The organism is Streptomyces sp. NPDC096176 (assembly GCF_044763255.1).
Classification (GTDB): Bacteria; Actinomycetota; Actinomycetes; order Streptomycetales; family Streptomycetaceae; genus Streptomyces.
The window spans coordinates 256,121-277,140 of the sequence record NZ_JBIWFV010000007.1 but is presented as its reverse complement, the minus strand read 5'-3'; the positions used below and the strand labels follow the sequence as shown (position 1 = coordinate 277,140).

General features: G+C 71.3%; 24 protein-coding genes. 13 read left to right on the top strand and 11 right to left on the bottom strand.

All coding sequences use genetic code 11. The features are described 5' to 3' along the window. Window positions 1-252: 252 nt before the first annotated feature. Window positions 253-771, bottom strand: a complete 519-nt coding sequence (locus tag ACIQ7Q_RS21530; protein WP_403864291.1) for a metallophosphoesterase family protein — start codon at window positions 769-771, stop codon at window positions 253-255. A gap of 76 nt (window positions 772-847) precedes the next feature. Beyond that, entirely contained in the window at window positions 848-1,540 is a 693-nt protein-coding gene (locus ACIQ7Q_RS21525) for a type III effector protein (RefSeq protein ID WP_403864288.1), read from the bottom strand. A 128-nt stretch (window positions 1,541-1,668) separates the two neighbouring features. On the opposite strand from ACIQ7Q_RS21525, the gene ACIQ7Q_RS21520 reads away from it, so the two are divergent. The 4 genes from ACIQ7Q_RS21520 to ACIQ7Q_RS21505 all read left to right on the top strand — a co-directional run bounded on the left by ACIQ7Q_RS21520 (window position 1,669) and on the right by ACIQ7Q_RS21505 (window position 3,491). Next, the gene (locus ACIQ7Q_RS21520) at window positions 1,669-2,103 is read left to right on the top strand and encodes an Hsp20/alpha crystallin family protein (RefSeq protein ID WP_403864285.1); all 435 of its coding nucleotides are present in this window, start codon (window positions 1,669-1,671) and stop codon (window positions 2,101-2,103) included. A gap of 105 nt (window positions 2,104-2,208) precedes the next feature. Beyond that, window positions 2,209-2,598, top strand: a complete 390-nt coding sequence (locus ACIQ7Q_RS21515) for a DUF2267 domain-containing protein (protein WP_403864807.1) — start codon at window positions 2,209-2,211, stop codon at window positions 2,596-2,598. 69 nt (window positions 2,599-2,667) lie between these two features. Next, window positions 2,668-3,072, top strand: a complete 405-nt coding sequence (locus ACIQ7Q_RS21510) for a DUF2267 domain-containing protein (RefSeq protein ID WP_403864282.1) — start codon at window positions 2,668-2,670, stop codon at window positions 3,070-3,072. Window positions 3,073-3,158: 86 nt separating this feature from the next. After that, a complete protein-coding gene (locus ACIQ7Q_RS21505) occupies window positions 3,159-3,491 on the top strand; it encodes an STAS domain-containing protein (protein WP_403864279.1) in 333 nt (110 codons plus the stop codon). Between the two features lie 27 nt (window positions 3,492-3,518). Here the strand turns inward: ACIQ7Q_RS21505 and ACIQ7Q_RS21500 are convergent, their stop codons facing one another. The 4 genes from ACIQ7Q_RS21500 to ACIQ7Q_RS21485 are packed head-to-tail and all read right to left on the bottom strand — an operon-like array spanning window position 3,519 to window position 7,642. Next, on the bottom strand, window positions 3,519-4,607 hold the full coding sequence (locus ACIQ7Q_RS21500; protein WP_403864276.1) for an acyl-CoA dehydrogenase family protein: 1,089 nt from the start codon (window positions 4,605-4,607) through the stop codon (window positions 3,519-3,521). A 28-nt stretch (window positions 4,608-4,635) separates the two neighbouring features. Beyond that, complete coding sequence (locus ACIQ7Q_RS21495; RefSeq protein ID WP_403864273.1) at window positions 4,636-5,625, bottom strand: acyl-CoA dehydrogenase family protein; 990 nt, start codon at window positions 5,623-5,625, stop codon at window positions 4,636-4,638. Further along, on the bottom strand, window positions 5,625-6,794 hold the full coding sequence (locus ACIQ7Q_RS21490) for an acyl-CoA dehydrogenase family protein (protein ID WP_403864270.1): 1,170 nt from the start codon (window positions 6,792-6,794) through the stop codon (window positions 5,625-5,627). The genes ACIQ7Q_RS21495 and ACIQ7Q_RS21490 overlap by 1 nt, the downstream gene beginning before the upstream one ends. Next, window positions 6,794-7,642: an enoyl-CoA hydratase gene (locus ACIQ7Q_RS21485; protein ID WP_403864267.1), complete on the bottom strand. Its 849-nt coding sequence runs from the start codon at window positions 7,640-7,642 to the stop codon at window positions 6,794-6,796. The genes ACIQ7Q_RS21490 and ACIQ7Q_RS21485 overlap by 1 nt, the downstream gene beginning before the upstream one ends. Before the next feature lie 77 nt (window positions 7,643-7,719). Between ACIQ7Q_RS21485 and ACIQ7Q_RS21480 the strand changes: the two genes are divergently transcribed. From ACIQ7Q_RS21480 to ACIQ7Q_RS21465, 4 genes are read left to right on the top strand one after another with little or no spacing between them, the layout of a single operon-like run. Further along, entirely contained in the window at window positions 7,720-8,886 is a 1,167-nt protein-coding gene (locus ACIQ7Q_RS21480; RefSeq protein WP_403864264.1) for an acyl-CoA dehydrogenase family protein, read from the top strand. Beyond that, window positions 8,883-9,671 (top strand): SDR family oxidoreductase, encoded by a 789-nt coding sequence (locus tag ACIQ7Q_RS21475; protein ID WP_403864261.1) that lies wholly within the window; start codon window positions 8,883-8,885, stop codon window positions 9,669-9,671. The genes ACIQ7Q_RS21480 and ACIQ7Q_RS21475 overlap by 4 nt, the downstream gene beginning before the upstream one ends. Window positions 9,672-9,719: 48 nt before the next feature. Further along, window positions 9,720-10,373 carry a TetR/AcrR family transcriptional regulator gene (locus ACIQ7Q_RS21470; protein WP_403864804.1) on the top strand — a complete coding sequence of 218 codons (654 nt, stop codon included), beginning with the start codon at window positions 9,720-9,722 and terminating at the stop codon, window positions 10,371-10,373. Continuing rightward, window positions 10,355-11,512 carry an acetyl-CoA C-acetyltransferase gene (locus tag ACIQ7Q_RS21465; RefSeq protein WP_403864258.1) on the top strand — a complete coding sequence of 386 codons (1,158 nt, stop codon included), beginning with the start codon at window positions 10,355-10,357 and terminating at the stop codon, window positions 11,510-11,512. The genes ACIQ7Q_RS21470 and ACIQ7Q_RS21465 overlap by 19 nt, the downstream gene beginning before the upstream one ends. Before the next feature lie 28 nt (window positions 11,513-11,540). Here the strand turns inward: ACIQ7Q_RS21465 and ACIQ7Q_RS21460 are convergent, their stop codons facing one another. Genes ACIQ7Q_RS21460 through ACIQ7Q_RS21445 form a run of 4 tightly spaced genes read right to left on the bottom strand, consistent with a single transcriptional unit; the run spans window position 11,541 to window position 15,044 of the window. Beyond that, window positions 11,541-12,605: an NAD(P)H-dependent flavin oxidoreductase gene (locus ACIQ7Q_RS21460; RefSeq protein WP_403864255.1), complete on the bottom strand. Its 1,065-nt coding sequence runs from the start codon at window positions 12,603-12,605 to the stop codon at window positions 11,541-11,543. After that, complete coding sequence (locus ACIQ7Q_RS21455; RefSeq protein ID WP_403864252.1) at window positions 12,602-13,372, bottom strand: CoA-transferase subunit beta; 771 nt, start codon at window positions 13,370-13,372, stop codon at window positions 12,602-12,604. Before ACIQ7Q_RS21455 ends, ACIQ7Q_RS21460 begins: the two co-directional genes overlap by 4 nt. Continuing rightward, window positions 13,369-14,223: a CoA transferase subunit A gene (locus ACIQ7Q_RS21450; RefSeq protein ID WP_403864801.1), complete on the bottom strand. Its 855-nt coding sequence runs from the start codon at window positions 14,221-14,223 to the stop codon at window positions 13,369-13,371. The genes ACIQ7Q_RS21455 and ACIQ7Q_RS21450 overlap by 4 nt, the downstream gene beginning before the upstream one ends. 14 nt (window positions 14,224-14,237) lie before the next feature. Continuing rightward, the gene (locus tag ACIQ7Q_RS21445) at window positions 14,238-15,044 is read right to left on the bottom strand and encodes an enoyl-CoA hydratase family protein (protein WP_403864249.1); all 807 of its coding nucleotides are present in this window, start codon (window positions 15,042-15,044) and stop codon (window positions 14,238-14,240) included. Window positions 15,045-15,122: 78 nt separating this feature from the next. Here ACIQ7Q_RS21445 and ACIQ7Q_RS21440 point away from each other — a divergent pair, with 78 nt between their 5' ends. From ACIQ7Q_RS21440 to ACIQ7Q_RS21430, 3 genes are all read left to right on the top strand, one after another. After that, window positions 15,123-15,899 carry an SDR family oxidoreductase gene (locus ACIQ7Q_RS21440; RefSeq protein WP_403864246.1) on the top strand — a complete coding sequence of 259 codons (777 nt, stop codon included), beginning with the start codon at window positions 15,123-15,125 and terminating at the stop codon, window positions 15,897-15,899. 86 nt (window positions 15,900-15,985) lie between these two features. Next, entirely contained in the window at window positions 15,986-16,897 is a 912-nt protein-coding gene (locus ACIQ7Q_RS21435; RefSeq protein ID WP_403864243.1) for an SDR family oxidoreductase, read from the top strand. Window positions 16,898-16,964: 67 nt separating this feature from the next. Then, entirely contained in the window at window positions 16,965-17,276 is a 312-nt protein-coding gene (locus tag ACIQ7Q_RS21430) for a hypothetical protein (RefSeq protein ID WP_403864240.1), read from the top strand. Window positions 17,277-17,450: 174 nt separating this feature from the next. On the opposite strand, the gene ACIQ7Q_RS21425 is transcribed toward ACIQ7Q_RS21430, so the two are convergent. Next, window positions 17,451-17,840 carry a hypothetical protein gene (locus ACIQ7Q_RS21425; RefSeq protein ID WP_403864237.1) on the bottom strand — a complete coding sequence of 130 codons (390 nt, stop codon included), beginning with the start codon at window positions 17,838-17,840 and terminating at the stop codon, window positions 17,451-17,453. 270 nt (window positions 17,841-18,110) lie between these two features. Here ACIQ7Q_RS21425 and ACIQ7Q_RS21420 point away from each other — a divergent pair, with 270 nt between their 5' ends. Then, window positions 18,111-19,826: an enoyl-CoA hydratase-related protein gene (locus ACIQ7Q_RS21420; protein ID WP_403864234.1), complete on the top strand. Its 1,716-nt coding sequence runs from the start codon at window positions 18,111-18,113 to the stop codon at window positions 19,824-19,826. Window positions 19,827-19,881: 55 nt separating this feature from the next. Next, window positions 19,882-20,970 (top strand): hydrogenase expression protein HypE, encoded by a 1,089-nt coding sequence (locus ACIQ7Q_RS21415; RefSeq protein ID WP_403864231.1) that lies wholly within the window; start codon window positions 19,882-19,884, stop codon window positions 20,968-20,970. Window positions 20,971-21,020: the final 50 nt, after the last annotated feature.

The following is a 21,020-nucleotide window of genomic DNA, read 5'->3' as shown; positions in this document are numbered from 1 at the left end:
GAGCTTGGCTGTAGTGAAACTGCCCCGTCCTGGGTTCGCAATGCGCCACGCGACCGGTGAGAACCACGCCGCCCCGTCCGGTAGAGGCCCGAAGGGCAGGAGCAGCGCGCATACAGCCGCGCCGCACCACCGCGCCGCCTCTCGTACTCACCCGCGCCGTGCGCCCGTTCGGGTGGCCCCCGATGCTTCGGGCGGCCCCGTACACGGCGCCAGACGCGGCGCCACGCAACCGTGCCGTGGGTCATGGCGAGGTCAGTCGGAGGGGCGACCACCTCGCGGTGGCAGGCGGTGCAGCCGGACGTCGTTCAGTCGGCCCTCGGTGACGTGGGCCGTCATGAACGTGCAGTGCGGCTGCCGTCGACGGTCCGTGGGTGAGCCGGGGTTGAGAAGTCGCAGGCCGCCCGCGGCCGTGGTGTCCCACGGAATGTGACTGTGCCCGAAGACGAGCACATCGAGGTCGGGGAAGCGGGCTGCGCATCTGTCCTCGCGACCGGCGGCGGGGCCCGTCTCGTGGACGACTCCGAACCGGAGCCCGCCGAGTTCGGCGCGGGCGACCTCGGGCAGCCGCGCACGCAGGGCAGGTCCGTCGTTGTTCCCGTATACGGCCACGAGGCGCGCCGAACGGGCCTCGAGCAGATCGAGGGTGGCTTCGTCGACCCAGTCTCCCGCGTGGATCACCACATCGGCCTTGTCGAGCTCTGCAAGGAGCTCCGCGGGCAGATGTCGCGCGCGCTTGGGGACGTGGGTGTCCGAGATCAGCAGGAGTCGCATCCCCCTACCCTGCCGAAATCCCTGCCGAAACGCTCGCGGCGGTGCAGCCGGTGTCGCGCGGTCACGATGCCCGCGTTCAGGGGGTGGTACGGCGTTGGTCGCTGCTGTTCTGCCGCAGTTGGTCCGTCGTCCGGGTCAGGTCGTCGACCCGGGCGGCGAGTTCGCGGTGGTGAGCTTGCAGGTGAGGGCGGGTGTCGACGAGTGGCCCGACGAGGTTGGCGGCGTCGTTGTCGGCGAGAGCGCGCGTGAGGTTGCGCAGGGGGCTGTCCGCCCGGGCGGGCAGGTCGGTGAGGGCCGTGATCTGGCCGGCGAGGCGGCGCAGGTCGGCTGCGTTGCTGCGGGCCCAGGCGGTGACGGTGCGGTCGGCCGCCCGCCGGTCGCGGGTGGCCTGGACGCGTTCTTCGCCGGTGGCACCCTCGACGCCGGGGCGCAGTCGCAGGTAGCGGCGCTCGGCCGCCTGGCGGCTGGCGACGCCGAGGGGGTGGGCCAGGTCGGCCCAACTGGCGCCGGCGTCGCGGGCCGCTTCGATCAGGCCCGTCTCCCAGTCGGCGAGTTGGTGGCGCACCTCTCGCAGCAGGAGCAGGGCCGCGAGGGCCTGGTCGGGACCTGCCGGGTCGGTGTCACGCACGCGTCCGTCTCTGTGGTCGCTGTCGCCGCTGGTTTCGGTACGCGCTTCGCGCACTGCTTCGTCGATGGCCCTCAGAGCGGTCATGGCGGCGAGGAACGAGGCGGGATGGCGCGGCGCCGTGGGCGGGTCGGCTGCTGACATATGGCCCCTCCGATCTTGTCACCCTTTGGATGACGCTGCACTTGTCATCGTTTCGATGACATGCTACAACAGTGGTCAGGTGAAGCGCATTGGCACTACTGCCCTGAACCATCTGGAGGTGTTTCGCGATGTTGATGCGCACTGACCCGTTCCGCGAGCTCGACCGGCTCACCCAGCAGCTTCTGGGGACGTCCGGCACCTGGTCGAGGCCCTCGGCGATGCCGATGGACGCCTACCGCGAGGGCGATCGGTACGTCGTTGTGTTCGACCTGCCCGGCGTGGGCCCGGACGCGATCGACATCGACGTCGAACGGAACATGCTGACCGTGAAGGCCGAGCGCCGGCCGGCCACGAAGGCCGACGACGTGGAGATGGATCTGTCCGAGCGGCCGCTGGGTGTCTTCTCCCGCCAGATCGTGCTGGCCGACACCCTCGACACGGAGAACATCGAGGCGGACTACGACGCCGGTGTCCTCACGCTGCGCATTCCGATCGCCGAGCGCGCCAAGCCCCGGAAGATCAGCATCGGCGCCGGTACCGGACAGAAGCAGATCAGCGGCTGAGGCGGCGCCTCAGCGCACACAGCGGCGGTGGACGGGACGGACCGTGATCTTCCCCTCCCGATCCCGTCCTCCGCACCGCCGAACAAGGGGACAGCGGTGGTGCACATGAGATGGCAGGACTTCCTCGAGGCCGTCCAGGAGCGCGGCGAGTACGGGTCGACACAGGAAGCCGAGCGGGCGGCCCGGGTCGTCCTCGGGCTGCTGGGCGCCCATCTCGTCGGAGAGGACCGGGCCGAGCTCGCCGCACGACTGCCGGAGACCTTCGCCCTGATTCTGCTCAATCCGCTGCGAGCAGCCGAACCGCTCGACACCGAGCGCTTCGTGCGCGCGACGGCGGCCTGGATCGAGGGGGCGACGGAGCAGACCGCGAAGTGGGACGTCAGCGCCGTCCTGAGCGTGGTGGCCGACGCGGCCGGGGAGGACCTTCTGCGCCGCGTCCTGCTTCAGCTGCCCCCGGGTTATGACCTGCTCTTCGGCCGCCCAGGCGCGGCCTGACTCTCACCCGCCGCCGTCCTGCGCCGCCCCGAGCGGCGCAGGACGGCCGTCTGGAAGGAATCCACGATCGTGCAGTGGCAGCAGCTCGTCCGCGACGTATCTGTGTCGGGCCGGTACGCGACCAGCGCGGAAGCCGAGCGCGTCGTCCTTGCGGTGCTGACCGTGCTGGGTGGCCACGTCAGCGGCGAAGAACGCTGCGAACTGGCACGGCTTCTGCCGCCGCAGGCCGCTGAAGTGCTCGTCCAGCAGGTCCCGCTGACCCAGCCCCTGACCGCACCCGCCTTCGTCGACGCCGTCGCCGACCGCCTCGCACCTCTCAGTTCGCCCGAGGCCCGCTGGGCCACAGGAACGGTTCTCACTCTGATCGCCGACCGCGCAGGCGAGAGTCTCACCCGTCGCATCCTCGCCGAACTGCCTCGCGGCTACGCGCTCCTGTTCGGGAGGGCCGAGCTCACCCCGGCCCTCGCCGCGTGAGCGCGGACACCCTGCGGCGCCCGTCGGACCGGTGCGACCTCGGGCAGAGTCCGCCGTCCGCCGGCGCCCCAGCGAAGGCCACGGCGATGACCCAGACCGAGGACCTGACGGTCGGCATCAGGCGAGCCGGCGGCCTGGTCACCGTGACCGTGGTGGGGGAGATCGACATCTGGACCGGGACCCGGCTCCAGCACGTGCTGGACACGGCCTCGGCGGACGGCGCTCACCGGATCGACGTCGACTTCTCCGACGTGTCGTTCTGTGACTGCTCCGGGCTCACCGTCCTGCTGCGAGCACGGCGTCAGGCGCGCGAGCGCGGCATCGCGTTCCGCCTCACAAGGGTGAGGTCGCCGCTGGTGCGGACACTGCTCCAGCGGACCGGTACGGCTGACGTCCTTGCGGTCGACGATCAAGGATGACGTGACGACGGCGCAGGTCCTGCCCCCTCACGCGCCGTAACGCCGGTCTCCGCCCAGCCCCAGGCCGGCCGCGAGCCGGGCGCGGTGCCATGCCGGCGGGCCGAAGAGCCGGCTCGAGCCGTGCGCGCGTTTGAAGTAGCGGTGCGCGTCGTGTTCCCAGGTGATGCCGATGCCCCCGTGCAGCTGGATCATCTCGCCCGCCACCCAGGAGAACGCCTCCGAGCAGGCCGACTTGGCGACCGCGGCGCACCGGGTCAGCTCGGCCGACTTCTCGGCTGCCGCGAAGGCAGCGCCGAGCGCGGCCGAACGCGCCGACTCGACGAGCACATAGGCGTCCGACAGACGGTGCTTCACCGCCTGGAAGGAGCCGATGGGCCGCCCGAACTGGATGCGGTCCATGGCGTGCGCGACGGTGAGTTCGAGACAGCGCTCGGCCGCCCCGGTCTGCTCGGCGGCGAGCGCCGTGCAGGCCAGGTCCAGTACGTGCTGAAGAACCCGCTCCCCGTCGCCGTCGGCGCCGACGAGCCGGCCCTCGGCGCCGTGCAGGACGACTCGCGACTGGGCCCGTGACAGGTCCATCGTGACCGCCGCTTCACGGCTCACTCCCGCGCCGTCCGCGGCCACCTGGAAGAGCGAGATCCCTGCGTCCGTGCGGGCCGCCACGAGCAGAACGTCGGCTGCACAGCCGTCCAGCACATGCTCCTTGGTCCCGTCGAGCCGCCACGTCCCGCCGGGCCGGCGGGTGGCGGCGCAGCGGATTGCCGCCGGATCCCACGAGCCCCGCTCCGCCCAGGCCAGCGTTCCTGTCGCGCGGCCGGCGGCGAGCTGCGGCAGCAGCCCCGCACACGCCGCCTTGTCGTCCGAGGCGAGCAGCGCCTGCACCGCGAGAACGGCGGAGCCGAGGAAGGGAACGGGACTGAGTCCTCGCCCCAGCTCCTCCATGACCACGTGGACTTCTGTCGCACCGCAGCCCGCCCCTCCGTACTGTTCCGGAACGGCGAGACCCGCGACCCCGATCTGCTCGGTCAGGGGAAGCCAGGCCGCCGCGCCCGCGTGGCGGGCCAGGAGCGACCGTACGGCAGTGCGCAGTTCTTCCTGCTCCTCGGTCGGTCGCATGCGTGCGCTCCGTCCTGTGCGGCCTGTCTCAGGTGGTGAGGACGCGGGCGCGGCATGCGGCGGGGGTGCCCCAGGCCGACCGCAGCGCGCGGGCCTTGCGGATCCACAGCGAGAGATCCAGCTCGTCGGTGTAGCCGATGGCGCCGTGGATCTGCAGGGCGGTGCCGGCCGCGGTGCAGGCCGCCTCGCATGCGGCCACCTTCGCTGCCGCGATCTGGCCGCCGGAATCCGGATCGCCTTGCGCCAGGGCGAGTGCGGCGGCATGGAGCAGCGGCTCGGCGAACTCGAGGCCGAGCAGGGCGTCGGCCAAGCGGTGCTTCACCGCCTGGAAGGACCCGATCGCCACCCCGAACTGGGTCCGCTGCTCGGCGTGGGCGACGGTACGGGCCAGCAGGGTACGGCCCAGCCCCAGCGACTGAGCGGCCGTGACCAGCGCGGCGACGTCGGCGGCATGTGCGGCCGCGGCTGTCACGGCGTGGCCTCGTGCCAAGGGTTGTCCCCCCGTGGGGCGGAACAGTCGGCGGGCCGGATCGAGGGACATCTGGACGGGCCCGACCCCGTCCGACAGCCGTACGGTGTCGCCGTCGACGACGAGGACCGCGTCGGCGGCGTCGGCGTCCAGGGCGTACGGGCTGTCGGCGGAGAGCAGACAGAGTGAGGCGACGGTCTTGCCGGTGGCGATGCCGGGCAGCCATGCGCCGGCCGCCGTTTCGTCGCCGAGCCGGTCGAGGAATGCCGCGGCGGCCACCGTCTCGACCAGTGGCCCGGGCACGGCATGGCGGCCCAGTTCGGTGAAGGCGACTCCCAGTTCGACCGGCAGCGGCCCCAGGCCGCCGTGCCGCTCCGGTACGGCGAGCGCGAAGACCCCGGTGTCGGCCAGCCTCGCCCACAGCGCACGCCCCGGGGCATGGACGCCGGACGCCCAGGCACGTGCCACACCCGGGGTCCCGGCCGCCGCGAGCATGCCGTCCAGCGAGCGGGCGAACTCCCGCTGCCCGTCGTCGAGGAGGAACCGCATCACCGGCGTCCCTTCGGCAGGCCGAGCAGCCGCTCGGCGATGATGTCGCGCTGGATCTCGTTGGTGCCCGCGTAGATCGGACCGGCCAGGGCGAACGTGTAACCCTCGGCCCAACTGCCGTGCGCCGGCGCTTCCGTCGCCCGGTCGGCGAGCTCCCCGTACGGGCCGAGGATGTCCAGGGCGGTCTCGTGCAGGGCGATGTCGAGCTCGGACCAGAAGACCTTGTTCAGGCTCGACTCGGCGTCGATCGCGCCGCCGGCGGCGATGCGCGAGGCGGCCGCGTAGGCGAACAACCGGTAGGCGCGGGTGCCGATCACCGCGTCGGCGACCCGGTCGCGCAGGGCCGTGTCGGACGGATCCGCCCTGTCGCGCCACAGTGCCGTCAGACGGTCGGCCGCGGCGGTGAAACGGCCGGGACTGCGCAGCGTCAGCCCGCGTTCGTTGCCGGCTGTGCTCATGGCCACCCGCCAGCCCTGGCCGGGCTCGCCGATGACGTCCTCGTCGGGCACGAACACCTGGTCCAGGAAGAGTTCGGCGAAGGCGGGCTTGCCGTCGAGCCGGCCGATGGGCCGTACGGTCACGCCCGGCGCGTCCAGCGGGAACATCAGATACGTCAGCCCGTGGTGCGGTCTGCCGGCATCGGGGTGGCTGCGGAAGAGGCCGAAGGCGCGGTCGGCGAATGCGGCGCGAGAGGACCAGGTCTTGTGGCCGTCGAGCAGCCAGCCGCCTTCGGTCCGCATGGCGGTCGAGCGCAGGGAGGCGAGGTCGGAGCCGGAGTCCGGTTCCGACCACGCCTGGGCCCAGATCACGTCGCCGCTCGCCATCGGTGGCAGGATGCGGGCCCGCTGCTCGTCGGTGCCGTGCTCGAACAGCGTGGGGGCGAGCAGGCTGATGCCGTTCTGGCCGACCCGGCCCGGTGCGCCCGCCGCGTAGTACTCCTCCTCGAAGATCAGCCACTCGAGGAGCGAGGCGCCCCGGCCTCCGTGTTCCTTCGGCCAGGAGACCACCGACCAGCGGTCGGCGAACAGCGTGCGCTCCCACTCCCGGTGGGCGGCAAAACCCTCGGCGGTCTCCAATGAGGGCAGTGGGACGTCCGGCACCTGGTCGTCGAGCCAGGCGCGAGCCTCGGCCCGGAAGGCGTCCTCGGCGGCGGTGAAGCGCAGATCCATCAGGAGCCCGCCCTTTTCATGGCGCGGACGTCCATGCCGGCCAGGGCGTCCGAGGCCGTCTCTGCGTTGTGTGCATGAGCGAGGTGGTGCAGCCCGAAGACCGAGTCCAAGCCGGTGTGCAGGCCCTGCAGATCCTCGGCCTGGTTGACCGCACGCTTCGTGAGTGCCAGTCCCATGCGCGGCATCTCGGCGATCCGGTTCGCCATCTCCATGGACGCGTCGGGTAGTTCGGCGCGGGTGACGACGCGATTGACCATGCCGACCTCGTACGCGCGCCGGGCGTTCATTCGGTCACCGGTGTAGAGGAACTCCTTGGCGATACGCGGCGGCATCACCCACGGGTGGGCGAAGTACTCGACCCCGGGGATGCCCATGCGGACCACCGGGTCGGCGAAGAACGCGTCGTCCGAGGCGACGATGAGGTCGCACACCCAGGCGAGCATCAACCCGCCTGCAATGCAGGCGCCCTGGACGGAGGCGACGACCGGCTTGGGCAGTTCACGCCAGCGGCGGCACATGCCCAGATACACCTCGGACTCCCGGGCGAAGCGGCTCTCCGTGCCGGCCTTGTCCGAGTGGTCCCACCACAGTCCAGCCCTGCGTTCGAACGGCAGATGGGCGTCGCGCTCCGGGGTGCCGATGTCGTGCCCGGCACAGAAGTGCTCACCCGCTCCCGCCAGGACCACGACCTTGACGTCGTCGTCGGCGGCGGCCCTGTAGAAGGCGCGGTCGAGGGCGTACGTCATCGCGGAGTTCTGGGCGTTGCGGTAGTGGGGCCGGTTCAGGGTCACCAGGGCGACAGGACCCCGGAGTTCATAGCGGACCGGCTCTGTGGGGGCAGCGGACATCCGCCCTCCTTCCCTAACAAGTGTTTGGTAGGTTAACGTACGGGCGGTGGGCCGTCGAGATCGGCAGGGGAGCCGGAATGAACGCCGTCGAGGAGTTCAGAGCGGAGGTCCGGGACTGGCTGGCCGCCAACCTCTCGGGGGAATTCGCCGGCCTGCAGGGCCGCGGCGGACCCGGCCGCGAGCACGAGCTCTTCGCCGAACGCCTGGCATGGGAGCGGCACATGGCGGCGGCCGGCTGGACCTGCGTCGGCTGGCCGAAGGAGCACGGTGGGCGTGGCGCGACCATCGAGGAGCAGGTCGCCTTCCATGAGGAGTACGCCCTCGCGGACGCGCCCGCCCGGGTCGGCCACATCGGGGAGCAGCTGCTCGGACCCACCCTTGTCGCCCTCGGCCTCCCCGAGCAGCAGAGGCGCTTCCTCCCGGGGATCGTCGCGGCCCGGGAGCTGTGGTGCCAGGGCTACAGCGAGCCGGATGCCGGTTCGGACCTCGCGGGTGTACGGACGCGGGCCGAGCGGGACGGCGAGGAGTGGGTGATCACGGGGCAGAAGATCTGGACCTCACTCGCCCACGAAGCCGACTGGTGCTTCGTCGTCGCCCGCACCGAGCCCGGCAGCACCCGCCACCGGGGGCTGTCCTACCTCCTGGTCCCCATGGACCAGCCCGGGGTGGAAGTCCGGCCGATCACCCAGCTGACCGGCACCTGCGAGTTCAATGAGGTGTTCTTCGACGCCGCCCGGACCCACGTCTCCCACGTCGTCGGGGAACCGGGGGAGGGCTGGCAGGTGGCCATGGCGACGCTCGGCTTCGAGCGCGGCGTCTCCACCCTCGGCCAGCAGGTCGGCTTCCGCCGCGAACTCGAGACGCTCATCGATCTGGCCGTGCGCAACGGAGCCGCCGACGACCCGCTGATCCGCGACCGGCTCGCTCGGGCGTGGGTCGGCGTCGAGACCATCCGGTTCAACGCCCTGCGCATGCTCGACGGCGTCGCGGCCGGAGCCCCGGGACCCGAGGCGTCCATCGGCAAGATCCTCTGGGCGACGTGGCACCGCGAGCTGGGCGAGCTCGCCATGGACGTGTGCGGGGCCGGCGGCATGCTGGCCGCCGGAGAGCCGTACGAACTCGACGCCTGGCAGCGGCTGTTCCTCTTCTCCCGCTCCGACACCATCTACGCGGGCTCCAACGAGATCCAGCGGAACATCATCGCCGAGCGGGTGCTCGGCCTGCCGAAGGAGCCACGCCCATGAGCCAGGCCCCACCGCCGTACGTACCGGCCCACCGGCTGCTCGCCGGCCGCACAGCCGTCGTCACCGCCGCCGCCGGCGCGGGCATCGGCGGTGCGACCGCCAGGCGCCTGCTGGAGGAGGGCGCGGACATCGTCCTCTCCGACGCCCACGCCCGCAGGTTGAAGGAGATCGAGGCACAGCTCGGGGCCGAGTTCGGTGCGGACCGCGTCGCGGCCCTCCCGTGCGACGTCACCGACGAAACCCAGATCGCCGCGCTGTTCGACCTCGCGGAACAACGCCACGGCCGCCTCGACATCGTGGTCAACAACGCCGGACTGGGCGGCACCGCCGACCTGGTCGAGATGACCGACGCCCAGTGGGACGCGGTTCTCGACGTCACACTCAACGGCACCTTCCGCTGCACCCGCTCCGCACTGCGCCGTATGAAGGCCACGGGAAGCGGCGGCGTCATCGTCAACAACGCCTCGGTGGTCGGCTGGCGGGCCCAACGCGGGCAGGCGCATTACGCGGCCGCCAAGGCGGGAGTCATGGCACTCACTCGGTGCGCGGCCGTCGAGGCGGCTGAGTACGGCGTGCGCGTCAACGCCGTCGCACCCAGCCTGGCGGTGCATCCGCACCTGGTGAAGGTCACCACCCCCGAACTGCTGGCGGAACTGACCTCCCGCGAGGCGTTCGGCCGGCCCGCCGAACCGTGGGAGGTCGCCAACGTGATCGTCTTCCTGGCGGGTGGCTACTCGTCGTACCTGACCGGAGAGGTCCTCTCCGTCAGCAGCCAGCACGCGTGAGACCGCGATGAGCCGGTGCCCAAGAGCAGCGACAGCAGGAAGACCGCGATGAAGCCGGCGCCGGAGCGCCGGGACGACCTTCTCGCCACCGCGGCCCAGGTGTTCGCCGCGCACGGGTACAACGCCACCACTGTCCGCGAGATCGCGGACGCGGCCGGGATCCTGGCGGGAAGCCTCTACTACCACTTCGACTCCAAGGAGTCGATGCTCGACGAGATCCTCTCCACCTTCCTGGCAGATTTGTGGGCCGGGTACGACGCCGTGCTCGACGCGGATTTCGGCCCGAGGGAGACGATCGAAGCACTCGTGACCGAGTCCTTCCGCGAGATCGACCGGCACCGTGCCGCCGTCGCGATCTACCAGAAGGAGTCCCGGCACCTCTCCGCGCAGCCCCGTTTCGCCTACCTCTTGGCATCGCAGCGGAAGTTCGAGAATGCCTGGCTCAGAACCCTCGAGCGCGGGGTGGCGGCCCACGTCTTCCGCGCCGACCTGGACATCCGGCTCACTTACCGCTTCGTCCGCGACACGGTGTGGGTGGCCGCCTCCTGGTACCGGCCGGGCGGACAGCACGGCCCCGAGGAGATCGCCCGCCAGTACCTCTCCATGGTGCTGGACGGCCTCGCACTGCGGAGGCGACACGAACACGAGCGACGCGACTACCCTGACAACAAGGAGCAGCAGCCATGTCCGAGGCCTACATAGTCGAAGCCGTACGCACCCCGGTCGGGAAGCGGGGCGGCGGACTGTCCGCGGTCCATCCGGCCGACCTCGGCGCCCACGCCCTGAAGGCACTGGTCGAGCGCTCGGGCATCGACCCGGCGGCCGTGGAGGACGTCGTCCTCGGCTGCCTGGACACCGTCGGTCCGCAGGCCGGTGACATCGCGCGCACCTGCTGGCTCGCGGCCGGGCTGCCCGAAGAGGTGCCGGGTGTCACCGTGGACCGGCAGTGCGGATCCTCCCAGCAGGCCGTCCACTTCGCGGCGCAGGCCGTCATGTCCGGCACCTGCGACCTGGTCGTCGCCGGCGGCGTGCAGAACATGTCCCAGGTGCCCATCGCCTTCGCGAGTCGGCAGGCCGCCGAGCCCCTCGGGCTGACAGACGGCCCCTTCGCCGGATCCGCGGGCTGGCGGGCCCGCTACGGCGACCGGCCCGTCAACCAGTTCCACGGCGCCGAGCTGATCGCGAAGAAGTGGGACATCACCCGCGAGGCGATGGAGGAGTTCGCTCTGCGCTCCCACCGGCGGGCCGTCCGTGCCATCGACGAGGGCCGTTTCGCCCGCGAACTCGTCCCCTACGGCGACGTGACGGCCGACGAGGGGCCGCGCCGGGACACCTCCCTGGAGAAGATGGCCGGCCTGCGTCCCCTCGTCGACGGCGGACGGCTGACCGCCGCGGTCTCCTCGCAGGTCTCCGACGGCGCCTCCGCCATGCTGCTGGCGAGCGAGCGAGCCGTAAGGGAGCACGGACTGACGCCCCGGGCGCGTATCCACCACCTTTCGGCACGCGGCGAGGATCCGATCCGGATGCTCTCCGCCCCGATCCCGGCAACCGCCCACGCCCTGAAGAAGACCGGTATGTCGATCGACGACATCGACCTGGTCGAGATCAACGAGGCCTTCGCGTCCGTGGTGCTGGCCTGGCTCAAGGAGACCGGCGCCGACCCTTCCCGGGTCAATGTCAACGGCGGGGCCATCGCGCTGGGCCACCCGCTGGGCGCCACCGGGACCAAACTGATGACGACACTGCTCCATGAACTCGAGCGCACCGGTGGCCGGTACGGCCTGCAGACGATGTGCGAGGGCGGCGGTCAGGCCAATGTCACCGCTGTCGAACGCCTGTGACGGCCGGTGCGGACCTCTTGGACAGGAGTCAGGGCGAATGCGGCAGTGCACGGAGCGTGGCGAGCGCTTCGGCCATGACCCGTTCGATCAGCTCGGCGCAGGACGGCAGGTCGTCGATCAGACCCGCTACCTGGCCTGCCGCCATCACACCGAGATCGGTGCGGCCGTCGACCATCGCGGCCCTCAGCATCATCGGAGTGTTGGCGGCCAGCAGCACCTGACTCCATGACATTTCCTTGCCGTGCCGCATCGCCAGACCGTCGCGGACCATGTCCGCCCAGCCCATGCCGGTTTCGCGACGGAAGGCCGCCGCGTGGCGGAGCGCGCGCAGCAGGGAGGCCGCTCTGCCCGCGCGCTCCAGCGAACCGACCAGTTCGCTGCGCAGCATCCGGTGCGGCAGGCCGTCGACCTTGGTGGTGACGGTGACGTCCTTGACGGTCGCGGACAGATACCGGGACTTCACGGCATCGGGGACCGTGCTGTCGGAGGTGAGCAGGAAGCGTGTGCCCATGGCGATCCCGGAGGCGCCGTAGGCCAGTGCCGCGACGAGCCCGCGCCCGTCCCGGAACCCGCCGGCCGCGATCACGGGGATGTCGACGGCGTCCACCACCTGGGGGAGCAGAACGCCGGTGGCGACGTCCCCGGTGTGGCCGCCGCCCTCACCGCCCTGCACCAGGACGGCGTCGGCGCCCCAGGCGGCGACCTTCTCGGCGTGCCGCCCGGCCCCCACGGACGGGATGACGATCACCCCGGCGTCCTTGAGCCGCGCGATCAGCTCCCGGGAGGGCGCGAGCGCGAACGAGGCGACCCGCACATCCTCGTCGATGATGATCCGCACGCGCTCGGCCGCGTCACCGGCGTCCGCCCGCAGGTTGACTCCGAAGGGCGCGGCCGTACGGGACCTCACCTCCCGTACGGAGGAACGGAGCTGTTCGACGGTCATGGTCGCCGAGCCGAGGATTCCGAGCGCGCCCGCTTCGGCGGTGGCCGACACCAGCCGCGGCCCGGCGACCCATCCCATGCCGGTCTGCACGAGCGGGTGCCGCACGCCGACGAGCTGGGTGAGCGGTGTGGCGATCGTGGCGTCACTCATGCGGGGACCTCGCGGAAGCGCAGCCCCTTGGGATCGATCACCTCGCGGACGAGCCGCAGTTCCTCGTCGGTGGGCTCACGGGTGAACGGGACGTCGGCGGGGATCGTGAGCGTGAACCCAGTGGCGTCGACGACCTGCTCGAGCGTGACACCCGGGTGCAGGGACCGCAGCCGCATCGTCCGGTCGGGGGTGTCGAAGTCGAAGACGCCCAGGTCGCTGATGACATCCGGGATCCGGTGGTGACGGAACGCGGAGGGTCCGGCTGCGGTGGCGCGGTCGTGGCCGACGCCGCAGACCATGTCGACGCGTTCGACGAACACCCGGGCCGAGTGCCGTGGAACCCAGTAACTCGTCGGATTGTTCAGGGTGTTGACGGTGGCGCCGCGTACGCCGAGCAGCTGCCGCGTGGGCCGGGACCAGTCGCCGATGCAGGAGATGTTCTGGTTCCCGTACCGGTCGAGCTGGCTCGCGCCCATCATCACGTGCCGCCGTCCCGTGGCGACCAGGGCAAGATGCTGCCGGTACGGCAGCCAGCCCTCCACCACGCCGGGCGGGGTGCCGAGTGCCGGGGTGTCGCCGGCGAGCAGGGCCTCCCCGTCGGTGAGCAGGAGATCGGGGGAGAAGGTGAGCTTCGCCAGCCGGGCGCCGATCGTGGGGACGGTGCCCATCGGGCTCGCCAGTACCTCGCCCGCGTCCCGCCAGGATTCGGCGCAGGCCACCACGCAGTACTCGGCTCGTGACGCGACCGCCGTGTCCGAACCGTTCATGCTGCTGCCTCCTCGTCGCGGAACGCCGCCACGGCGGCCTGATAGGCGTCCTCGTCCCCCGACAGGAACCGCTCGCAAAAGGCGCGCCAGGCGTCCGGCTCGCGGGCGGCCTGTGCGTAGGCGCGCTGGAACGTCTCGTCGCGGTCGTAGTCCGGGGCGCAGGAGGTGAAGTGGGCTCCGCGCGCGGTCTCGACCACGCCGTTGACGAACGCGCGCTTGACCAGCAGGGACTGCGGCCCGTGGTCCTTGAGGAGGTCCGCGGTGTCCACGATCCGCTCGCACGACAGGTACGCCCGGTCGGCTGCCTCGCAGAACAGGTCGTCGAAGTAGGGGTCGGGGCCGAGGTACTGGCCGTTGCCGTGCGCGTCGGCCCTGTTGACGTGCACGAGCGCTGCGTCGAGCCGCAGCGCGGGCACGGCGACGAGCTCCTCACCGTCCTCATACGGGGAAGTGACCGTACGCAGGGACGGATTGACGCGCATCACATCCGATGCCAGGCCGGCCCGGACGGGCATGAAGGGCAGCCGCTGCGCGGCAGCGGTCAGCCCCCACATGACCATGGCTTCGTCGAACTCCACCATCTCGAACGCCGCGCGCTGCCGGGCCCTCTGGAAGTGCGGTTCCAGAGGGATGGAATCGAGGGTGGCGAACGCCGCGATCAGCTTGCGGATCTTTCCCGCGGCGGCGAGCAACCCGACATCGGGGCCGCCGTACGAGACGACGGTCAGGTCTCCGATTTCGGAGCGCAGCAGGGCACGCACCAGCGCCATCGGCTTGCGTCGCGAGCCCCAGCCGCCGATGCCGATGGTCATGCCGCTCTCGAGGCGGCCGACCACGTCCTCGGCAGTCATCGTCTTGTCCCTGGTCACGTCTGCTGCTCCTTGTCGGTGGTCGCGCCGTCGACAGCGCCGGGCGCGACGGCGTCGGGCGCGACGGCGGCGAAGGCGGTGCCGCGTACGCGGTCGGCGACGCCGCTGAGATTCGCCTCGAAGGTGAAGCCCTGCTCGAAGCGGTAACTGCGGCGGACATCGACGGGGTCGATGCCGTTGATCGCGGCCTTGGCCAGTCGGATCAGCGTCCCGTCCTTGGCGGCGATCTCACGCGCCACCCCCATTGCCGCCGCCTGGAGTTCGGCTCGGGGGACCACACGCCACACCGAGCCGTGGGCGTGCAGTTCGGCCGCGGTCACGGTGCGGGAGGTGTAGTACAGGGTCCGCATCAGGTGCTGGGGGACCAGTCGGGCGAGATGTGTGGCGGCGCCGAGCGCCCCCCGGTCCAGTTCCGGCAGTCCGAAGGTGGCGTCGTCGGCGGCGACGATCGCGTCCGCGTTGCCCACGAGTCCGATGCCGCCGCCCAGACAGAAGCCGTGCACGGCGGCGACGACGGGCACTTCGCAGTCGTAGACCGCGGCGAACGCCTCGTAGCAGCCGCGGTTGGCGCCGAGGAGGGCCGTGTGTCCTTCGGCTCGCTGTATCTCCTTGATGTCGACGCCCGCATTGAAGCCCCGGCCCTCGGCGGCCAGCACCACACAGCGCACCACCGGGTCGGCGCCGGCGCGGCGGACGGCGCCGGCGACGTCGTACCAGCCCTGCACAGGAAGGGCGTTGACCGGAGGGAAGTCCACGGTGACGACGGCGATTCCGTCCTCAGGGACGGAGGTGGAGACACCCATGGGCAGATCAGCTACCTTTCCACCAAACGTTTGTTAGGTGGAACATAGCAGCGGTCCGTTCACTGCGGGAGGTGCCAATTGCCGACGATCATCGACCTGTCAGGGACCGTCGCCGTCGTCACCGGCGGAACACGGGGCGTCGGTGCGGGCATCGCCCGTGCACTGCTCGAAGCCGGCGCGGACGTCGTGACCTGTGCGCGCAGGCCACCGGACACGCCGGTCGAGGCGGCGGGGCGCGCAGCCGGATTCGTCCCCGTCGACCTGCGTGAGCCGGAGGCGGTCGAAGCGTTCTTCCACCAGCTGCACCACGACTACGGCCGACTGGACACGCTCGTCAACAATGCCGGAGGGACCCCGTTCCGGCTGCTCGGCGAGGCCGGAGCCGCACGCCACGCCCGCGTCGTCGAACTGAACCTCACCGTGCCCCTGACAGCCACGCTCGCGGCGTACGAGATCATGCGCGGTCAGCGGGCCGGCGGCTCCGTCATCATGATCGGCAGCGTGAGCGGCGCCCGCCCCTCACCGGGCACCGCCGCCTACGGCGCGGCCAAGGCGGGCCTGGACAACCTCGCCCGGTCCATGGCCGTGGAATGGGCGCCGACGGTACGGGTCAACACCCTCGTCCTCGGCATGGTCCGCACCGAACTCTCGCCTCTGCACTACGGGGACGAGGCCGGCGTCGCGGCCGTCGGCCGGACCGTGCCGCTCGGCCGGCTCGCCGAACCCGCCGAGATCGGCGACGCCTGCGTCTTCCTCGCCTCCCCGCGTGCCGCGTACGTGACCGGAGCGAGCCTCCTCGTCCACGGCGGAGGCGAACGCCCCGCCTTCCTCGACGCCGCCACCGTCAACAACTGACCACCGGGCCGACATCCTTCCCGGCATCCGCGACGGCGGGCTCGGCCGGAAACCCGGGCCCTCCTCGGAAAGGCAGGACACACACGATGACCGGACTCTGCACAGGACGCGTCGCCGTCGTCACCGGTGCGGGCCGCGGCCTCGGCCGCGCGCACGCCCGCGCCCTGGCGGCGGAAGGCGCCAAGGTCGTCGTCAACGACCTCGGCACCGGGCTCGACGGTGCCGGAGACGGCACCGGCCCCGCCCAGCAGGTCGCCGACGAGATCCGCGCCGTGGGCGGCGAGGCCGTCGCCCACGGCGGCGACGTCGCCACCACCGACGGCGCCGCCTCGCTCGTCGCCCTCGCCCTCGACACCTTCGGCCGCCTCGACGCCCTGGTCAACAACGCCGGATTCCTGCGCGACCGCATGCTCGTCAACCTGGACGAGGGGGACTGGGACGCGGTCATGCGCGTCCACCTCAAGGGCCACTTCCTGCCGTTGAAGTACGCCGCCGAGCACTGGCGGGCCGAGGCCAAGGCGGGCCGGACGCCGCAGGCGCGTGTCGTCAACACCAGCTCCGGCGCAGGGCTGGCGGGAAGCGTCGGCCAGGGGAACTACTCCGCGGCGAAGGCCGGCGTCGTGGGCCTGACGCTCGTGGCCGCCGCCGAACTCGGCCGCTACGGGATCCAGGTCAACGCCATCGCCCCGGCCGCCCGCACACGGATGACCGAGCACGCCTTCGCCCAGGCGATGGCCGCACCGGGCGAGGGGGAGTTCGACGCGATGGCCCCCGAGAACGTCTCCCCGCTCGTCGTCTGGCTCTCTTCCGCCACGTGTGCCGGCGTCACCGGCAGGGTCTTCGAGGCGGAGGGCGGCCGGATCACCGTGATGGAGGGCTGGCGGCCCGGCCCGACGGCCGACAGGGGCACCCGATGGACACCTGCCGAAGCAGGCGAGGCGGCGCTGAAACTCCTGGCCGCCGCCGAGCCGCCGCAGCCGGTGTACGGGTCACGGTAGGGGCGAGGCTGCCCGGGCGGGCCGTCGGCCGTGGCGGCGGCGACGACGGCAGGCGCACACTGGATGCATGAGCGACTTCCGGGGTGAGGTCACGGTGATCGCCGGCGGCGTGGAGTATCCGGCATGGGCCGATCTGCTGTCATGGGGCGAGCAGTCCCGAACGGACGCGTTCGATCCGCCCGAGGATGACGTTCCGGGGCTGTCGGACTGGAACGGCAGCCTCAAGGTGGCCGACTGGGAGGTCGTGGAAGCCCTCACCCATGGCGAGGAGCTCGAACTGCGGATGCCCGACGGCCGCGTCGGCCGGTGCGTTGTCAGCCGCCACAGTTCCGAGGCCGGGCTCATGGTGATCGAGGGGAGCGGGCCGCCGCCCTTCTGACGCCGAGCGCCCTTCTGACGCCGAGCGCCCTTCTGACGCCGAGCGCCCTTCCGACGCCGAGCGCCCTTCCGACGCCGAGCCCGGCCCCATGACAGCTGACGGGCGAAGCCCCTGACAGCTGACACACGGAGCCCCGCCCTTCCGGACGGGGCTCCGCCTCCTTCGCGCCAGGAGCTAGCCCGGTCGGCGCTTGCCCTGGCCGGGCTTGTCGGGGTCGACGCCGGTGAACGCGGAGTCGTCCTTCGTCCCGCTGGGGCGTTGCGAGCGGCCCTTGCGGCCGGTGTCCCGCATGCCCTTTTCCGACGCGCCGCCGTACTCCTCGCCGCTCGGGGTCTCGCTTTTCACGGTGTCACCGGGAACGGACCCCTTCTCCTCCTTGGAAACCTTCCTGCCCTTGCCGGGGCTGCCCGCGTGCTCCTCGGCGTGGAAGGAGCGCCGGGCGCTGGGGTTGTCCTGTTGGCGGGTCTCGTCGACGTCCGGGGACCAGCCGTGGTGCTCGGTCCCCCGGTGACGGCTCGGGCCTTTGCCGTGTGAGGGCTGTGATGACTTGTGTTCCTTGGCCATGCGCCGACCTGCCTGTCCGAAGTCGTGAGGGCACTCCTGTGGTGCCAGGTGTACTGCGATTCTCCCACTCAGGGATCAATCCGGCATGTGGGTCAATACGGATCTGACCTTCGTATCTGCGCGCTGCTCCGGCCATGTGGCCGGATTCGTGATGCTTACGAGTGAAGTGGGCGCCGTATACCCGCACCCTCGTGCGGTTGTGTTCGACCATCGCAGGCAGCCGGCTGTGTCGAGCGGCCAAGAGGGCCGCACCACTGCGGGAGGGCCGCCATGCGTATCTTGCTCGTCGCCAGCGCGTACAACAGTCTCACCCAGCGGGTCCACGCCGAACTGCGTGACCGCAGGCATGCCGTGGCCGTGGAGGTGACGCCGGACGGCTCGGCGGTGCGGGCCGCGGTGCAGCGACACCGGCCCGACCTCGTGGTGGCGCCGCTGCTCAAGGCCGTGGTTCCCCGGGACGTGTGGACGGCCCTCACCTGCCTCATCGTGCATCCGGGGCCGGTGGGGGACCGCGGACCGTCCTCGCTGGACTGGGCGATCGACGAGGGCGCCGACACGTGGGGCGTCACCGTGCTGCAGGCCGACGAGGAGATGGATGCCGGCGACGTCTGGGCGACCGTCGGTTTCTCCGTCCCCCGGGTCGCCAAGAGCGACCTCTACCGGAACGAGGTCTCCGACGCCGCACTCGAGGCCCTCCTGCTGGCCGTCGACCGTTTCGCTTCGGGCACCTACGTTCCCCGGCAGCAGAACGGGCTCCCGCAGACGGCGGCAGCCCGGACCCGGCCTTACTTCCGTCAGGAGATGCGCCGGATCTCCTGGCACGACGACTCCACGGAAACGGTCCTGCGCAAACTACGCGCCGCGGACTCGCAGCCCGGTGTGCGGGACGAACTGCTCGGTGGCGAATGGTTCCTGCACGGCGGCCACACGGAGGACACGCTGCGCGGCCGGCCCGGAGAGCTGCTGGCCACCCGTGCGGGCGCCGTCTGTCGCGCGACGGCCGACGGTGCGGTGTGGATCCCCGAACTGCGGGCCCGCCGCAGTCCCGGTCTGCCACGCGCCTGCAAACTGCCCGCCACTCTCGCGCTGGCCCACCGACTGCCGCCGCTGCCCGAAATTCCCGCGCCCCCGCACGCGGTCGAGGGCAACGCCACCTGGAGCGACATCCGCTACCGCGAGGAGGGACCGGTCGGGGTCCTTTCCTTCTCGTTCCCCGGCGGGGCCATGAGCACCGATCACTGCCGCCGGTTGCTGGACGCCTACCGCGCGGCGTGCTCCCGCCCCACCGCCGTGCTGGTGCTGGGCGGCGGCCGGGACTTCTTCTCCAACGGCATCCACTTGAACGTCATCGACGCGGCAGCCGACCCCGCCGCCGAGTCCTGGGCCAACATCAACGCCATGAACGACCTGGTGGAGGCCGTTCTGACCACCACCGACCGGCTCGTGGTCAGTGCGATCGGGGGCAACGCCGCTGCCGGCGGCGTGATGTTCGCCCTGGCCGCGGACGAGGTCTGGTGCCGGTCGGGAGCCGTGCTCAACCCGCACTACCGGCGCATGGGCCTGTACGGCTCGGAGTACTGGACGTACACCCTGCCCCGCAGGGTGGGCGGCCCCATGGCGAAGCGGCTCACCGAGGAGGCCCGGCCGGTGTCCGCGGTCGCCGCGCAGAGCATGGGACTCGTCGACCGGGTCGTCGACTGCGCTCCGCGGAACTTCACGGCCGAGGTCACCCGATTGGCCGCACGGCTGGCGACACTCCCCACCGCCGCGCTGCGCGTCGCCACCAAGAAGGCGGAAAGCGAGCGCCGCGCGGCCACGAAGCCGTTGGGCGCCTACCGCGAAGAGGAACTCGCCCGCATGCTGCGCACCTTCTCGGACCCTGGGGCGCCGTACCACGCCCTGCGTCGGGCGTTCGTGCGAAAGCAGGCGCCTCCCGCCGACGTCGACAGCCCGGCTGCGGTGGCGGCGCGCCCGGCCGACTGTTAGCAAGATCGGAGGCCCGTATGAGCCCTTTGCCGCAAACCTCCCAGGAGGCGCACTCATGAACGCAGGAACGCCGACCACGGTCGAAGAGCCCGGCGCGTCCGGTACGCCGGGCAGTGACGAGTCGCCGATCCACATCCTCTGGATCAACGCCGGGCTGAGCTGCGACGGCGACTCGGTCGCGCTGACGGCAGCCATGCAGCCCAGCATCGAGGAGATCGCGCTCGCCGGTCTGCCGGGCCTGCCCAAGATCGCCGTCCACTGGCCGCTGATCGACTTCGAGTGCGGTCCCGTCGGCGGCGCGGACACTTTCATCGAGTGGTTCTTCAAGGGCGAGCGCGGCGAGATCGACCCGTTCGTGCTGGTGATCGAAGGCTCCGTGCCCAACGAGGCGATCAAGCAGGAGGGTTACTGGTGCGGCTTCGGCGACAACCCGGAGACCGGCCAGCCCATGACCACCAGTGAGTGGATCGACCGGCTGGCGCCCAAGGCCCTCGCCGTGGTCGCGATCGGCACCTGCGCCACCTACGGTGGCATCCACGCCATGGCGGGCAATCCGACCGGCGCGATGGGCGTGCCCGACTATCTGGGCTGGGACTGGAAGTCCAAGGCGGGCATCCCCATCGTGTGCGTTCCCGGCTGCCCCATCCAGCCGGACAACTTCGCGGAGACCCTGACCTACCTGCTCTACCAGGCCGCAGGGTCCGCTCCGATGATCCCCCTCGACGACAAGCTCCGGCCCACGTGGCTGTTCGGCGCCACCGTCCACGAGGGCTGCGACCGGGCCGGCTACTACGAGCAGGGCCAGTTCGCCACCACCTACGACTCGCCCAAGTGCCTCGTCAAACTCGGCTGCTGGGGCCCCGTCGTCAAGTGCAACGTCCCCAAACGCGGCTGGATGAACGGCATCGGCGGCTGTCCGAACGTCGGAGGCATCTGCATCGCCTGCACCATGCCCGGTTTTCCGGACAAGTTCATGCCCTTCATGGACGAACCTCCCGGCGGCAAGGTCTCCAGCACCGCCAGCGGCGTGTACGGCTCCGTGATCCGCAGGCTGCGGACCATCACCGCCAGGACGGTGGACCGCGAGCCCAAGTGGCGGCACACCGGCCAGAAGATCACCACGGGCTACCGGCCGCCGTGGTGACCGCTCCCCACCAGGCCACCGACTCCCTCTCCCGCTCGCAGAACTGATGA